Source organism: Streptosporangium carneum, assembly GCF_027922005.1.
GTDB lineage: Bacteria > Actinomycetota > Actinomycetes > Streptosporangiales > Streptosporangiaceae > Streptosporangium > Streptosporangium carneum.
In genome coordinates this window covers 325,053-339,528 of record NZ_BSEV01000008.1, presented here as the reverse complement: position 1 = coordinate 339,528, position 14,476 = coordinate 325,053, and the positions used below count along the sequence as shown (strand labels likewise).

The 14,476-nt window shown below is 70.0% G+C and carries 13 protein-coding genes and 2 tRNA genes; 12 read left to right on the top strand and 3 right to left on the bottom strand.

Annotated features, from left to right (window positions below):
• Nucleotides 1-87 precede the first annotated feature (87 nt).
• Both PKF00_RS20215 and PKF00_RS20210 read left to right on the top strand, forming a co-directional pair.
• Entirely contained in the window at nucleotides 88-993 is a 906-nt protein-coding gene (locus PKF00_RS20215; protein WP_271219128.1) for a hypothetical protein, read from the top strand.
• 249 nt (nucleotides 994-1,242) lie between these two features.
• A complete protein-coding gene (locus PKF00_RS20210) occupies nucleotides 1,243-1,635 on the top strand; it encodes an aggregation-promoting factor C-terminal-like domain-containing protein (RefSeq protein ID WP_271219127.1) in 393 nt (130 codons plus the stop codon).
• A gap of 48 nt (nucleotides 1,636-1,683) precedes the next feature.
• Here PKF00_RS20210 and PKF00_RS20205 read toward each other — a convergent pair whose 3' ends face one another.
• On the bottom strand, nucleotides 1,684-2,175 hold the full coding sequence (locus PKF00_RS20205) for a hypothetical protein (protein ID WP_271219126.1): 492 nt from the start codon (nucleotides 2,173-2,175) through the stop codon (nucleotides 1,684-1,686).
• A 451-nt stretch (nucleotides 2,176-2,626) separates the two neighbouring features.
• On the opposite strand from PKF00_RS20205, the gene PKF00_RS20200 reads away from it, so the two are divergent.
• Entirely contained in the window at nucleotides 2,627-3,571 is a 945-nt protein-coding gene (locus PKF00_RS20200; protein WP_271219125.1) for a ribose-phosphate diphosphokinase, read from the top strand.
• A 789-nt stretch (nucleotides 3,572-4,360) separates the two neighbouring features.
• Nucleotides 4,361-5,101 (top strand): hypothetical protein, encoded by a 741-nt coding sequence (locus tag PKF00_RS20195; protein WP_271219124.1) that lies wholly within the window; start codon nucleotides 4,361-4,363, stop codon nucleotides 5,099-5,101.
• 9 nt (nucleotides 5,102-5,110) lie between these two features.
• Here PKF00_RS20195 and PKF00_RS20190 read toward each other — a convergent pair whose 3' ends face one another.
• A complete protein-coding gene (locus PKF00_RS20190) occupies nucleotides 5,111-5,422 on the bottom strand; it encodes a hypothetical protein (RefSeq protein ID WP_271219123.1) in 312 nt (103 codons plus the stop codon).
• A gap of 55 nt (nucleotides 5,423-5,477) precedes the next feature.
• On the opposite strand from PKF00_RS20190, the gene PKF00_RS20185 reads away from it, so the two are divergent.
• The gene (locus PKF00_RS20185) at nucleotides 5,478-9,029 is read left to right on the top strand and encodes an ATP-binding protein (protein WP_271219122.1); all 3,552 of its coding nucleotides are present in this window, start codon (nucleotides 5,478-5,480) and stop codon (nucleotides 9,027-9,029) included.
• 166 nt (nucleotides 9,030-9,195) lie between these two features.
• Here PKF00_RS20185 and PKF00_RS20180 read toward each other — a convergent pair whose 3' ends face one another.
• Nucleotides 9,196-9,837 carry a hemerythrin domain-containing protein gene (locus tag PKF00_RS20180; RefSeq protein ID WP_271219121.1) on the bottom strand — a complete coding sequence of 214 codons (642 nt, stop codon included), beginning with the start codon at nucleotides 9,835-9,837 and terminating at the stop codon, nucleotides 9,196-9,198.
• 348 nt (nucleotides 9,838-10,185) lie between these two features.
• Here PKF00_RS20180 and PKF00_RS20175 point away from each other — a divergent pair.
• The 7 genes from PKF00_RS20175 (at nucleotide 10,186) to PKF00_RS20145 (ending at nucleotide 14,464) form a co-directional block, all read left to right on the top strand.
• A tRNA-Thr gene (locus PKF00_RS20175) sits at nucleotides 10,186-10,258 on the top strand.
• A 200-nt stretch (nucleotides 10,259-10,458) separates the two neighbouring features.
• Nucleotides 10,459-10,532: transfer RNA gene (locus tag PKF00_RS20170), tRNA-Met, on the top strand.
• A gap of 73 nt (nucleotides 10,533-10,605) precedes the next feature.
• Nucleotides 10,606-10,770 carry a 50S ribosomal protein L33 gene (gene rpmG / locus PKF00_RS20165; protein ID WP_036325591.1) on the top strand — a complete coding sequence of 55 codons (165 nt, stop codon included), beginning with the start codon at nucleotides 10,606-10,608 and terminating at the stop codon, nucleotides 10,768-10,770.
• Nucleotides 10,771-11,027: 257 nt separating this feature from the next.
• Nucleotides 11,028-11,474: a MaoC family dehydratase N-terminal domain-containing protein gene (locus PKF00_RS20160; RefSeq protein ID WP_271219120.1), complete on the top strand. Its 447-nt coding sequence runs from the start codon at nucleotides 11,028-11,030 to the stop codon at nucleotides 11,472-11,474.
• A 1-nt stretch (nucleotide 11,475) separates the two neighbouring features.
• Entirely contained in the window at nucleotides 11,476-11,904 is a 429-nt protein-coding gene (locus tag PKF00_RS20155) for a MaoC family dehydratase (RefSeq protein ID WP_271219119.1), read from the top strand.
• A gap of 380 nt (nucleotides 11,905-12,284) precedes the next feature.
• Entirely contained in the window at nucleotides 12,285-13,151 is an 867-nt protein-coding gene (locus PKF00_RS20150; RefSeq protein ID WP_271219118.1) for an enoyl-CoA hydratase/isomerase family protein, read from the top strand.
• A gap of 32 nt (nucleotides 13,152-13,183) precedes the next feature.
• Nucleotides 13,184-14,464 carry a glycosyltransferase family 2 protein gene (locus PKF00_RS20145; protein ID WP_271219117.1) on the top strand — a complete coding sequence of 427 codons (1,281 nt, stop codon included), beginning with the start codon at nucleotides 13,184-13,186 and terminating at the stop codon, nucleotides 14,462-14,464.
• Nucleotides 14,465-14,476 lie beyond the last annotated feature (12 nt).

Below are 14,476 nucleotides of genomic sequence, written 5' to 3'. Positions count from 1 at the left end.
GACGGGACGAAAAGGGCTCAACGCTGTCAACCGAATGTCTTCACGCCCCGTCTCTCCTGTGCCCCGTCTGCCACAACAGGAGTCGCCTTGCGCATTCGCTCGATTCTCTCGGTCACCCTCCTGGCCGGTGGTCTGGGCCTGTTCTGCCAGCCGGCGCACGCGGTCGTCTCCGAGCCGCGACAGGGCGCGGTCGTCGTCACCGATGTCGTCGAGTACGAGTGCACCACAGCCGGTGTGGTCGAGACACAGGACGTCAAGGTCAAGGTCGAGCTGACGGTGCCGGCCAAGGTCACGGTGAACGAGCCGATGACTGTCGGCTGGCATGGGAGCTACGCCGACGACGTCGCCGTGCTGCGGGCGCCCGTCACGGGGCTGGACGACGGCGTCAAGCTGTACGCGTACGCATCCTTCAGCGGGATCAAGAATCTGAGCTCTGCCACCGGGGTGGGCGAGCTCGCCGTGCCCGAGGCGGGTGAGGTCATTCCCCTGCCGACGGCCGTGCTCTCTCTGGCGACCAGGTCGCGCGAAACGGGCACCGCGGAGGTGCGGCCTGCCGCGATCAATGTCGGGACCCGCTCCAACGACCCGGTGATCCAGTGCCAGGTGCGGAACAGAGACGCTCTGACGACGTACCCCCTCGCCGTCGTCTCCGCGGACGACCTGACGGCGGACCCCGCTCCGGTGACGTCGAGCCCGCAGCCGACCCCCACGGCGACGGCGGAGGAGGCGGAGGCGGAGGCCGACGGTCAGACGGGCGGTTCCGACCCGGAGACCTCGGCCCCGCAGCCCGTCCGCGCCACTCCGACGACCGTGGCCAGAGCCGCGGCGAACGGGAACGGGAGGGTGACGAGGACGCCGTCGGGGGCGGCCGCGACCGGAGGCGGCGGTGAGTCCGGCCCCGACGGGAGAGTGCTCGTGCTGACCGGTTTCCTGCTCGCCCTTACCGCCGCCACAGGACTCCTGCTGCGCCGTCGTGGCCTTTCCGGCAGATGACCGTCGGCTGGGAGGCGGGTCGCCTTGGCGCCGGGGCCGGGGAAGCCGGGGCAGGGAAGTCGGGGGCAGGGAAGTCGGGGGCAGGGAGTGGGCGCCGACTGAGGGGCCGCTCAGGGAATTCAAAAAGAGCGAATCCGAAGAGATCCTATCTTTATCGACCTGTGATCACCTCGTGATATGTGGTGCGGAAGACTGAATTCAGTCGGATCGATCATGTGTGTTCTCCACTTCTACGGAGGCGTCGGAGTGATGCGAAAGCGGTTCGCGGCCGTCGTGATTTCTCTCTCGGTGTCGATCGCCCTGCCCGCGCTGTCCGCTCCTGCGTACGCGGAGAACCCGGTGGGGGAAAACCAGAGAATCGCCAAGTCCATGATGTCGTCCTGGGGTTGGCGCCCTTCGTCGCATTTCGACTGCCTGGTTCGGCTCTGGGGCGCTGTCAGCGGTTGGCGGGAGACGGCCGGCACGCCGTCCGGCGCGTACGGAATACCGTGGGCCAATCCCGGGAAGCTCATGGCCTCCGCGGGGTCGGACTGGAAGACCAACGCGACGACCCAGATTAAATGGGGGTTCTCCTATATCAAGGGTAAATACTCCACTCCGTGCGGAGCGTGGAGCCACTACCAGTCCCACGGTTCATACTGAAACGACATGCCGCGATCGCCGGTCGCCGGTCGAGACGTCCAGGCCGGATCAGGTGCAGCGCATGTCCAGGCCGGGGCCGGTGCTGTCGTACAGTTCCACGATCACCGCCCGGTGGTCGTACGCGGCGCGTTCCGACGGTTGTCGTGCCCACACCGTGATGGACGGCCGACCTCCCTCGATCCCCGCGATGTCCGCCCGGTCGTAGTAGTCCGTGAGCTCGCGGACGGACAGATCTGTCTCAAGGGTGAACCGGGCGCGGTAGTCGCAGTGGTTGCCGTTGCCGCGAAGCGCGATGGAGCCGTCGGCGCCGCCGTAGTCAGGCCAACTGGTCCTGGGCGGCAGGGGGTGGCTCTCGAGTCGGCTGATCATGTCTTCCAGCTTCCCGTCGTCGACCCACATGGGGACCTTGACGAGGAGGAACAGGCCGATCACCGGCAGGAGGGCGACTGCGAGGCAGCCGCCTTTCCGGCCGCGCCAGAACGGCCGCCTCCCGGGAGGTTCCTCGCCGACGGCGCTGACGGTGGGGGAGACGTCCTGCATGGCACCATTCGGATTCGGTCTGCGGCACGGGGTGAACATCCTGCGGCCTACGAAGATCGCCTGGCAAGGACGCCGCCCCCGCGCGGGTGTGTGATGACGACCGCGACCGGCACTCCCGCCGTCGCGACTGTCGAGGGTGTCCTGGAAACCCGCCTCGCGGAGGCGATGCGCTCTTTTCGGGATTCCTGGGTTTTCTCCGGAGACACGTTCATGTAATGGCCTCGGGACTCGCCGGAGTCGCCACTCCTCGATTCGCGGCGTTGGGTGACGGCGTGATCGCTTCTTGTGAATGCGATGCCGGAGGCGGATACGCCATGACAGTTCTGTGGCGAATCCCTGGCAATGACGGCGACGCTGTCGGCCCTACCGGCTGTGAGGACAATGCGCGCGCGCCTGTAACATGCCGCTCGTCTGACTGGTCCAGCGCCGTTCTGTGAGCAAGGAGCGCTTTGTGCGAGACATCACCGTGTTCAGCGGAAGTGCCCATCCCGAGTTGGCGGCCGAAATCTGCTCCCATCTTGGAACCCCGCTGCATCCGGTGCGGGTGAAGCGTTTCGCCAATGACTGCCTGGAAGTGCAGCTGCAGGCCAACTGCCGGGAGCGGGACGTGTTTCTCATCCAGCCCCTCGTGCCGCCCGTTCAGGAGAACCTGGTCGAACTGCTTCTCATGCTGGACGCCGCCAGGGGGGCCTCCGCGGCCAGGACGACCGTGGTGATGCCTCACTACGCCTACGCCCGGTCGGACAAGAAGGACGCCCCGCGCATCTCGATCGGTGGGCGTCTGGTCGCCGACCTCCTGGTGGCCGCCGGAGCCAGCCGGGTGCTCACCGTGACCCTGCACTCACCCCAGGTGCACGGCTTCTTCAGCGTCCCCGTCGACCACCTGCACGCTCTGCGTGAACTGGCCTCCCACTTCCGCCAGTACGACCTCTCCAACACCGTCGTCGTCTCCCCCGATCTGGGCAACGCCAAGGAGGCCGCGGCCTTCGCCCGTCTCCTGGGGACCGAGGTCGCCATGGGGGCCAAACAGCGGTTCAGCGACGACCGCGTGACCATCGGCTCGGTGATCGGCGACGTCGCGGGAAAGGACGTCATCATCCTGGATGACGAGATCGCCAAGGGCACGACGGTCATCGAGTTGCTCGACCGTCTCCGCGAGCGCGGGGTCAACTCGGTGCGGGTCGCCTGCACCCATGGTCTCTTCGCGGACGGGGCCGTCGACCGCCTCGGCGACCAGCCCGAGGTCGAGGAGATCGTCTGCACCAACACCGTGCCTCTCCCCGACGCCAAGCCGGGCTCGAAGCTCCGTGTCCTGTCGGTCGCGCCCGCGCTCGCCGAGGCCATGCGCCGCATCCACGACGGCGAATCGGTCAGCGCCCTGTTCGACGCCCCCTGAACCGCCGTCCCCCTGAACCGCCCCTGGAACGCCCTGAACCACCCCTGGACGTCTCTGACGCGTTCCGCGCGACGGCAGGGCACGGCGGCGGCAGGGGGCGGTTCGGGTCGCGTCCGCCGAGCGCCGTGAGCGCGGGCGCGCGGAGCCTGGGGGAGTCGCGGTCGCGCGGGACCTGAGGGAACGCGGAGTCCAAGGGAACGCGGAGTCCAAGGGAACACAGAGTCCAAGGGAACACAGGCCTGAGAGAACGCGGGGCCTGGGGAAAACGGTGGGATCCACCATTCCTTTTCCGGGTTTCGGAGAATGCCGGCCCGAGAGTGACAGCCGCGTCCCGCCCCGTGTTCCCTGGGTGTGCCGTGTCGGCTGAACCCGGATCGACGGGAGTCGGCGGCTGTTTCCAGAGGCGGACCGGCAGGGTTTCCGTCCGCCCATGGTTATCTCCAGGTCACCGTCGGGCCCGACCGGGTCGGCACTCGCCGTACCGGCGCGCGGAGACGCCGCGAACCCGGTGAGGGCATGCGGTCACCGTGCCGGGACCGGTGAAAGCCGTAGGGGCGTTCGGCGTCGCGGGGGGCTGCCGCGACGGGGACGGCGGGATTTATGAATTCCCTCTAATTCGTGATTCATCACTGAATATCTAGCGGTGAGCGCTGTCTCACTTATATCGGTCACCGTATTGTTTTTTGTGTCCGGGACCGGACACCTGATCGACGGATGAGAGATCCGCCTGGTCGCCGGCCTTCTCGAATGCGATAGTCGCGGCAGGGCCGAGGTGGAGGCGGGTTTCACTTGCTCGATGTGACGCGGATCGTGGAACAGATCCAGGACGAACTCTCCGAGGAGCTCAGGGAACGGGTGCGAACCCGGCTCCGCGCCCAGTCCGTCGACTGGCTGGTCGAGCAGTTGCTGACGTTGGTCCTGCCGGAGCGCGGGAGCGCGGGGGCCGCGCCGCGGCGGCCCGCTCCGACGTGGGCGGCGGGGGAGACCGAGGAGGACGGCGACGCCAGAACGGCCCGCCTGCGCGAGCTGGGCCTGGACGAGGACTCCCTGTCCCGCTACACCGAGCGGTATCGCTCCCTGAACCGCTCCGTCCTGGAAGCCGGCGGCTACCTCGTCGACCCGCCGCCCAAGGGCGAGGAGCTCGTCCCCAGGTCGTGCCGGTCACCGCAGGGCGAGGCGTTGCTGAGAGAGGTCAGGGACGTGTTGTACGGCCTGCTGTTCGGCGGTGAGGAGGAGGGGGTGCTGCTGGGACGGACCGGACGGGAACTGCTCACCCTGACCGTTCCCCGCGCCAAGGCCCACGCCGTCGCGTTCCTGCTCCGCGCGGCCGCCGAGGTGGGCGCCGAGTGCGCCTGCGGTGACCCGGAGGGGATCGAGGGCGGCGTGGCCGACACGGTCCTTCAGATCGAGTACGGAGAGGTCACAGGAGGGCTCGTCGGCGGCGCCCTGTCCGCCGCCCTCACGTTGGTCAACAACCTGGAGGTCAACGAGCCGGTCCTGCACGGCCGGATGGAGAGCGCCGAGTCCTGACGGGGGCTCTCATCCGTCGAGCGCGTCCCACAGGGTGGCGAACTCCTCGGCCGTCAGGGGGTTCAGGCCGAAGTCGTCGGGATAGAGCGGACCCTCGGCGAGGAAACCGTGCTCGTCCTCGAAGTGGCGCCACGAGTACCGGAGGGCGACGCCGTCGGAGCGCAGCTCGGCGTGTCTGACAGGCCAGTACTCGCCGCCGTCGTCGATGACGGTCTCGAACAGCCACACGTGGCCGTCGCCGTCCTTGCCGTACCAGTACCAGTGCCGCCTGTCGCTCTCGTCGAGCGCCCTGATCGCTTCCCTGCGCCGGTCATCCGGCATTGTGTCCCTCCGCGTCACTGAAAGGTGATGAAGGCCGCATACGCTGCCTTCTGTTATGTTGCGCGTTCTCGGTCCGCTCCAGGCGGAGATCAACGGTCGTACGGTGGACCTGGGCGCGTTCCGGCAGCGGGCCGTGGTGGCCCGGCTGGTCGCCGCGGGCGGCCATGTGGTCTCCACCGATCGTTTCATCGACGACCTCTGGCGGGGACAGCCCCCGCCGAAGGCACTGGCCGCCCTCCAGGTGTACGTGTCCAATCTGCGGCGGACGCTCGAACCCGACCGGCCGCCTCGCACACCCGCGTCCGTGCTGGTCAGCGCCGCGCCCGGATATCGCCTCCGGCTGGAGCCCGAGCAGGTGGACGCCTGGCTGTTCCCCCGGCTGGTCGACTCCGCCACCGCCTCACTCGCCGCGGGCGAGGGGACGCGGGCGCTCGGCCTGCTGGACCGGGCGCTCGCGCTGTGGCAGGGGCAGGCCTACGCGGAGTTCGCCGAGGACGAGTGGGCCGAGTCCGAGGCCGCGAGGCTGGAGGAGCTGCGGCTGGTCGCCGTCGAATGCCGTGCCGAGGCTCTGCTGGCCCTCGGCCGCAACGCGGAGGTGGGGCTCGAACAGCACGTCCGGGCCCACCCGCTGAGGGAGAACGCCGTGCGGCTGCTCGCCCTGGCCCACTACCGGGCGGGGCGGCAGGCGGACGCGCTGGCCGCGATCAGAAAGGCGCGCGAGACCCTCGCCGAGGAGCTGGGGGTGGACCCGGGACCCGCGCTGCGCGCGCTGGAAGCCGACATCCTCACCCACGCCGCCTCCCTGCACGGGGAGGAGCCGGTGAATCCCAGGCCGGTGAATCCCAGGGCGGTGGATCCCGGGGCGGTGGATCCCGGGGCGGTGGATCTCAGGGTGGTGAATCCCGGGGCGGTGCATCCCGGGGCGGGGCCCTCAGGACCCGCGTTCTCCGAACCGCCGTCCGGGAGCCGGAGCGCCGAACCGGCCGCCGAGCTGATCGGCCGTACGGCGGAGCTGGCCGTGCTCCACGCCGTCGCCGACGGGCGAGGGCTGCGCACGGTCTGGCTGGGCGGGGACGCGGGCGCGGGCAAGAGCACGCTCGCCCACGCGTTCGCCCTGAGCCTGGCGGACCGGGGATGGCTGACCGTCACGGGGCGGTGCCCGGAGACGGACGGCGGGGCGCCGCCCGCCTGGGCGTGGAGCGAGGCGCTGCGCAGGCTGGCCGTCGTGAGACCGCCCGAGGACGACGTCGCGGTACGGCTCGCCCCCCTGCTGGCCGAGGACGCCCCGGCGACCGGCCGGTTCCAGCTGGCCAGGGCGGTCGAGGACTACCTGGGGCGAACAGTGCGGGGGGACACCAGGCTGCTGGTCGTGCTCGAGGACGTCCACCGCGCCGACGGCGAGACGCTCCGGCTGCTGCGTCACCTGGCGGTGCGGCTCGCGGCCGCCAGGATCATGGTGGTGGCCACCTACCGTCAGGCCGAGGCGACCGACGATCTCGGGGCGACGTGGGCGGCCCTCGCCGGACACGACACCCACAGGCTCGACCTGCGCGGGCTCGGCGCGGAGGACGTGGCCCGGCTGCTGCGGGAACGTTCCGGGCGTGACGTCGACCCGGTGACCGCGCGCACGGTGGCGGAGCGGACCGGAGGCAACCCGCTCTTCGTGTGCGAGACGGCGCGGTTGATCACCACGGACGGGACGACCGCGGCCCTGGCCCTGCCGCCCGGGGTGCGGGACCTGATCCGGCGCAGGATCACCAGGCTGCCCGCCACCGCGAGGACCACGTTGCGGGACGCGGCGGTCGTCGGCAGGGACGTCGACGTCGACGTGCTGCTCGCGATGGACGGGGCCGACGAGGACACGGTGTTGGAGGGGCTTGAGGCGGGCGTCATGACGGGGCTGCTGACCGAGCCCGCCCCCGGCCGGGTGCGCTTCGCCCACGTCCTGGTCAGGGAGACGCTCTACGAGGACACCCCGGGCCTGCGCCGTACCCGCCTGCACGGCAGGGTCCTCGGCGCGTTGGAGCGCGTCAGGCCCGGTGACGTCTCGGCGCTGGGGCACCACGCGCTGGCGGCCGCCACCGCGGCCACGGCGGAGCGCGCGGTGCCGTACGTGGTCGCGGCGGCGGAGCAGGCCACGGCCCTGCACGCCCACCGGGAGGCCGCAGGCCTCTACCGGGGAGCGCTCGGCCTCGTGAACGACGAGCACAGACGGTTCGACCTGCTCTGCCGCCTGGTGGGCGTCGAGGCGCACGAGGGCGACGTGATGGCCGCCAGAAGGCACCGGGCGCAGGCGATCGAGGTGGCGCGGAGGCTCGGGACAGGGGTCACGCGGGCGCTGACGGCCTACGACGCGCCGGTGACGTGGTCGATTCAGCCGGACCGGCAGGTGGACGAGGTGTTCGTCGGCGCGGTCATGGAGGCGCTGACCGAGGGGAGGCGGGCCGAGGGGACGCGAAGCGGGGAAGCGCGGGGTGAGGAAGCGCGGGCCGAGGAGACACGGGGCGGGCAGGCGAGGGGTGAGGAAGCGCGGGCCGAGGAGACACGGGGCGGGCAGGCGAGGGGTGAGGAAGCGCGGGCCGAAGGGGGACCAGGCGGGGGAGCGTCGGCCGAGGGGGCGTCGGCCGAGGGGGCTTCGGCTGACGATGACGAGGTGCGCTGCCGGTTGCTGGCCACGCTCACCTTCGAGCTCGAGGGGCACGACGAGGAGGCCTGCGAGGCGTTCAGCGCCGAGGCGCTCCGGCTGGCCAGAAGGCTTGGCCGTACCGAGCTGATCTGCCTGGCGCTCAACGCGCGCTACTTCGTCCTGCTGACGCCCCACCGGCGGGACGAGCTGGAGGCGGTGGGGCGGGAACTGGTGGAGCTGGGCGGGCGCGCGGGGCTGCCCGGCTACCAGATGCAGGGGCACCACGCGCTCTTCATGGTCAGCCTCGGCCGCAACGACCTGGCCGCCGCCCGTCAGCACGCGGACCGGGCGCTGGAACACTCGACCAGCGGCCAGTTGGGGCTGGCGCTGAGCGTGCTGTCCATGCTGGACACCCTGATCCTGCTGATCGGGGGCGACTTCGAGGCGGCCGAGCGGGCCTACTCGGGGGTGGCCGAGCGGATGGCGGCGACAGGCGGCGCGAACGCCTCCGGCATCGGCGTCTTCGGCAGGTTCGTGACCCGGTTGGCCGCCGGCCTGCCGCAGGACATCGGAGAGCTCACGGCCATCCACGAGCACATCCCGCAGGACGCCTCCGAGATCCTCACCAGGGCACTGGTCGCCGAGGGGCGCCAGGAGGAGGCCCGGAGGGTCTGGGAGCCGGGCTGGAAGGCCAGACAGGACTACTACTGGCTGATCCGGCTGGCGCTCCGGGCGGAGAACGCCGTCGCCCTGGGCGACCGCGAGGTGGCCGAACGGTGCTACGAGGAACTGCTGCCGTGGGACGACGAGCTGGCCGGGCTTTCCTCGGGCTCGGTCGCCATCGGGCCGGTCGCGCACACCCTGGGCGATCTCGCGGTCTTCCTCGGCAGGGACGGAAGCGAGCACTACGCCAAGGCGGTGCGGGTCGCCGAGCGGGTCGGCTCTCCGCACTGGGCGCGCAGGGCGGCCCGGGAGTTGTGAGCCTCCTGCCTGCCCCGGTCTCTCCCGAGCCGCCTGCCCCGGCCTCTCCCGAGGCGGGGTTCTCCGGCCCCTCGGGCCTCCCGCGTCGGAGTCCCCTGGCCTCTCCGGTCTCCCGGGGCGGGCTCCGCGCCCTTCCCAGGGCTTCCGGGCTGGAGCCTCGGCCCTCTCAGACACCGGCGAGAGGGCCGAAGACGAGCCGTTGGCGGCGGCGGTGGCCTCCGCGGAACAGGAAGATCATCAACGACAGCACGGGCCCGGCCAGTTTGCGCAGGCGGGCGAGTTCCTCCGGCCTGGCGTACTGCTCGATCCTGGGCAGGTCGACTCTGACGTCGCCGCCCTTGCGCGCGGCGTCCTCGATCCTCTTCCAGTCGGCGACGGAGACATGCTTCGTGATGATCGGGAAGAGCAGCCGCTCCTCCTCCTCGATGTGCTCGTCGAGCATGTCGGCGAGCCTGGTGAGCGAGACGGCGAGCGCGGAGGCGTCCCCGGTCGAGGCGAACGCCGCTGCCTGACCGTCGATCTCGGCCAGCAGCGGGTCGAGTTCCGAGTGGTCGTCGCTCAGGTCCCGAAGGTCCACCTCCGCCCCCGCGGACCGCTCGATGACGGGCCACAGCATCTCGTCCTCCGTCACATGGTGATGGTGGATGCTCGCGCACATCGCCGCGACGAAGGCGGCGACGGCCCTGGCGCGGTCCGCGTCGGCCGACTGCCTGCCGTCGGCCAGCTCCGTGGCGAGGACGGCGAGGCGGCGGACCTCGCCCCTCATGACGCGGTGGGCGAGCTGGAATCCCAGCAGTTCGGGGGTCATGTCAGGTCTCTCCTTCGTGGTGCGCTCCGCTGCGCCACCACGATGGGGCGACCCGCTTAGGGCTTACTTGGCGACCACTTGGCGTGCCGCGGGCCGGTCCGCCGGGAACCGTGTTCGAAAGGCCCGCGGGCCAAGGCCTGACCTCGGTCGCACATGGCTCTCCGACGGCTTCGGAACGGCTCTCGGGCGGCCTCCGCACGGCTTCTCGGGCGTGTGTCGTCGGGGTGCGGCCGGGGCGGAGGTGTGGTGATCCGGGTGGTCCTCCATTGATTTCGCATCGTGCTCCCGAGGCGTGTATGGTTACACCTGTCCGCAGCGCGAAGGCGAAGGCCGGAGCGGAGCAGACAGGCCCCTTTAGCTCAGTCGGCAGAGCGTCTCCATGGTAAGGAGAAGGTCTACGGTTCGATTCCGTAAAGGGGCTCGACAGCCTTTAAGCCCTGACCGTCAGGTTGGGGCTTTCGGTTTGGGTGGACTTCGACGGCCACCTGGAAAGCACTCGAGGTTCCCGGCGCGTGGACGGGCATACCGGGGCAACCCGGAAGATGGCCCTGACCTGCGCAAGTGCGCAGTCAGTCCGCGGGTCGGGTATCCTTGTGGGGGTCGCCGATTTCGTCGACCCAAGGCGGAGTAGCTCAGTCAGGCAGAGCAAACGGCTCATAATCGTTGTGTCGCCGGTTCAAGTCCGGCCTCCGCTACTACCCTCCCGGTTCCCCGCACAGGGAACAGGCACGGGTTGTCCCAGTCCCAAACGTAGAAAGGCACTCCCAAGTGGCTGCCACCGACGTTAGGCCGAAGATCACGCTGGCCTGCCAGGAGTGCAAGCACCGCAACTACATCACGCGGAAGAACCGGCGCAACGACCCGGATCGGCTTGAGCTGAAGAAGTACTGCCCCAACTGCAAGACGCACCGCGCGCACCGCGAGACCCGCTAGGTCCTCGCGAAGCCTCCCGCTTCCGTCCGGGAGATGGTTGCTTCGGCAGCGTTCGCATACTCAACGCAGACCGGCGTCCTCCATGAGGGCGCCGGTTTGTCGTATGCGCACAACTATCTCTTTCGGGCGTTGACCACGCTCGACAGGTGTGCGGGGCGCGGATCGGGCTACGGTTTCCCAGTGGCCGTCCGGGTGAGTCCCGGAATATTGTTCCGTTCCTGTCGGCCTCGGCAGCTCGATATCCGCAAAGGAGCACGATGGCTCTGAACCGTGATTTCGTCGGGCGGGCGTCCGCGCCCTCTCCGCCCTACGAGGTCAGCCGCGTGAAGATCAGGGAGTTCGCGACGGCGATCGGCGACAACAACCCGATCTACCGGGACAGGGAGGCCGCCCAGGCCGCCGGCCATCCGGACGTGATCGCGCCCCCGACCTTCCCCATCGTGTTCAGCCTGGCGGGCGGCTCGATCCTCGCCGACCCCGAGCTCGGCCTCAACTTCGCCATGGTCGTCCACGGTGAGCAGCGGTTCGAGTACAGCAGGCCGATCCGCGTCGGCGACGAGCTGGTCGCGGTCTCGACGGTGACCGACATCCGCAGCGTGGGCCGCAACGAGCTCATCACCGTCAGGAGCGACGTCTCCACCGTCGAGGGCGAGCCCGTCTGCACGACCTACAACACCATCGTCGAGCGCGGAGGGGCGGGCTGAGATGACCGCGACGATCAAGTACGACGACGTCGAGACGGGCCAGGAGATCCCCGCGGTCGACTATCCCGTTCGCCGCGTCAACCTGGTGATGTACGCCGGAGCCTCCGGCGACTTCAACCCCATCCACTGGAACGAGCGCTTCGCCAAGACCGTCGGCCTGCCCGACGTCATCGCGCACGGCATGTTCACCATGGCCCAGGCGGGCCGGTTCGTCACCGACTGGGTCGGCGACCCGGGCGCGGTCGTCGACTACGGCGTGCGGTTCTCCTCCATGGTGGTGGTCCCGGACGACGAGCAGGGGGCGGTCATCACGGTGAGCGGCGTCGTCGAGGAGAAGCTTGAGGACAACCGCGTGGTGGTCGCGCTGACCGCCCGGTCCGGAGACTCCCGGGTGCTCTCCAGGGCCCGCGCGACGGTCCGCCTCCCCTAGGGCCTATTTGGTGGATCTTTCTGCCTACTGCGGTCGGCCAGACGGCGCCCCGCCGCGTTGTCGCCCCACCCCACGAAAACACTCCGCAAGCTCCGCGTTTGCCGCGGGGGCCCCGGGGAGATCTCGTCGCCCATAACTCCGTTATGAGCTCCTCCTCCGCCTTGCGGTGCATCCGCCTGGCCGATCCTCGCTACGGCGAAGATCCACAAAACAGGCCCTAGACGCCCTCCTCGGAACCCTGCGGATCGCGGCGGTGTGCCGCCCGGCCGTGGAAATGGGCCGTTGCAAAAGTGGAGCGGCGCTCCGTATTATCGGAGCGGCGCTCCTGTTGTTGTCGGGATGCGCTCTCCTTTCCCTCCACCCTGTCGAGGTGTTGTCGCATGCCCAGGGAACTCGCGGAATGGCAGGCCCGCTCAGGCGGCTACGTCAGACGCCCGAAGTTCGAGGAATACGCGGAGAAGTACGCCGATCACTTCGTCATGGAACGCCGTGACGGGATCATCCAGTTACGGATGCACAACGCCGGAGGCCCCGCCCGGTTCGACTTCGCGGTGCACAACGCCTGGGCCCAGGCCTGGCAGGAGGTGGGCAACGACCCGGAGAACGAGGTCCTGATCCTCACCGGCACCGGAGACCAGTGGCTCACCGTCGAGGGCGCGCCCGAGGAGGCGCATGACAGGCTCACCCAGGAGGAGTTTCCGAAGGACTTCGCCTACGAGCACACCTACTACGACGCGACGAAGCTGCTCGAGAACTTCGTCTTCGGGATAGACATCCCGACCATCGCCGCGATCAACGGTCCAAGCGTCGCCCACACCGAGTTCGCGCTGCTGTGCGACATCACCCTGGCCTCGGAGAGCGCGACCATCGTCGATCCCCACCTGCTGGCCGGTGTCGCGCCCGGAGACGGGCAGCAACTGACGCTGCAGGAGCTGATCGGCGTCAAGCGCGCGGCCTACTACCTCTACACCTGCGAACCGATCGGGGCGCACAAGGCGCTGGAGCTCGGCCTGGTCAACGAGGTGCTGCCGGCCGACAGGCTCCTCCCGCGCGCCTGGGAGATCGCGGAGGCGGTCGCTGCGAAGCCGAGGGCCGCCCGGCGGCTCACCCACGCCATCGTGCAGCGGCCCTGGAAGCGGCGGCTCGTCCAGGATCTCGGCTTCGGCGTCGCCCACGAGATGTTCGGCATCTCCGCCGACAGGATCCTGGCTCGTCAGGAACGCGAGACCTCTCCGGATCGGGGCTGATTCTTCCCTCTGTCCGTGGGTAGCGTCCTGGAATGAACGAAGTGCCACCTCACGTGATGTCCCTCGCAGAGCGGCGGACCAGGGCAAGGGACAGCGGTGACTACGCCGGGGCCGACGCGCTCCGTGACGAGATCGAAGCCGAGGGCTGGGTCGTCCGCGACACCGGTGAGGGGTTCGACCTGACCCCCAGGCCGCCCTTCGAGGTGTGGCCCACGGTCACCTCGGTCCCCGTGCCGCGAAGGCCTGGCCGGTCGGCGAGGGACGCGGGGGCCGGTTCCCCGGGTTCCACGGGCGCGGAGGACGCCGCCGCGAGCGCCGCCGGCGCGGGGCGGGCGTCGGGCGCGCCGGTCCACGAGGACACCTCCCCGGAGGCGGGCCGGGTCGGCGAGGCCGCGGAGCCCGCCGCGCACCCCGGACGGCTGGGAGAACTGGAGGCCGAACGGGTCGCGGAGACCGAGGCCGCGCCCGAACAGGAGCCGGAGGGGTCCGAGCTCGTCGGCAGGTCGGACGACCACGAGGGGCATCCTGAGCGGACTCTCGCCTCCCAACTGCTGTGGGACGGAAGCCTGTCGGTGTCCCGGCTCGACGAGGAGGTCACCCCGATCGAGCCCGAGGAACCGGTCGCGCCCCCGGCCGTGACGGTCGCGCTCGTGGTCGACGGCTGGCCCGACGACCTGCGGGAGTGCGTCCGCGCCTTGATCGCCAGAACCGACGCGAGGATCATCGCCCTGGACCTGGGGAACGTCGACGGGGCCGGGATCGTCCTGGAGGAGCTGGCCAAGGAGTATCCCCGCAGGGTCGAGGCATGGCATGTGGCCGAGACCGCGCACTGGAGGGGAGGCTCCGCGGGGTGGGGCGAGAGCCGTACGAAGCTGCTCCAGCTCGACGACTCCGACGTGCACGTCGTGATGGAGACCTCCACCATCCTGGACGGCGACGCGATCACCCCCCTGGTCAGGGCTCTGGAGGACGACGTCGCCGCGGCGGGCTGGAAGGGCGTCAACCCCGGGGCGGACGGTCACGACTGGCACGAGGCGGGGCCGGGCGAGGTCAGAGGGGTCCTCGGCCACCTGTTCGCCGTCAGGCGGGAGGCCGCGCTCACCGCGGGCGGCTTCTCCCGTGACGCCCGCTACTACCGCAACGCCGACCTGGAGTTCTCCCTCTCGCTTCCCGGAACCGTCGTCGCCCTCGGCGGCGATCTGCCGGTTCACGAGGAACGGCACCGCGGCTACCACGACGTCGATCCCGACTACCGCGACAGGGAGTCACGCAGGACCTATGACCGCGTGCTCGGGCTGCTCCGCGCCACGTAGGCTGGTCGCCGG

What these genes read in the sequence shown, in the direction of transcription:
- PKF00_RS20210 (WP_271219127.1), top strand. Translation starts at nt 1,243, where the DNA reads ATGCGAAAGCGGTTCGCGGCCGTCGTGATTTCTCTCTCGGTGTCGATC.
- PKF00_RS20190 (WP_271219123.1), bottom strand. Translation starts at nt 5,422, where the DNA reads ATGCCGGATGACCGGCGCAGGGAAGCGATCAGGGCGCTCGACGAGAGC.
- PKF00_RS20155 (WP_271219119.1), top strand. Translation starts at nt 11,476, where the DNA reads ATGACCGCGACGATCAAGTACGACGACGTCGAGACGGGCCAGGAGATC.
- PKF00_RS20180 (WP_271219121.1), bottom strand. Translation starts at nt 9,837, where the DNA reads ATGACCCCCGAACTGCTGGGATTCCAGCTCGCCCACCGCGTCATGAGG.
- PKF00_RS20150 (WP_271219118.1), top strand. Translation starts at nt 12,285, where the DNA reads ATGCCCAGGGAACTCGCGGAATGGCAGGCCCGCTCAGGCGGCTACGTC.
- PKF00_RS20185 (WP_271219122.1), top strand. Translation starts at nt 5,478, where the DNA reads ATGTTGCGCGTTCTCGGTCCGCTCCAGGCGGAGATCAACGGTCGTACG.
- PKF00_RS20160 (WP_271219120.1), top strand. Translation starts at nt 11,028, where the DNA reads ATGGCTCTGAACCGTGATTTCGTCGGGCGGGCGTCCGCGCCCTCTCCG.
- PKF00_RS20205 (WP_271219126.1), bottom strand. Translation starts at nt 2,175, where the DNA reads ATGCAGGACGTCTCCCCCACCGTCAGCGCCGTCGGCGAGGAACCTCCC.
- PKF00_RS20145 (WP_271219117.1), top strand. Translation starts at nt 13,184, where the DNA reads ATGAACGAAGTGCCACCTCACGTGATGTCCCTCGCAGAGCGGCGGACC.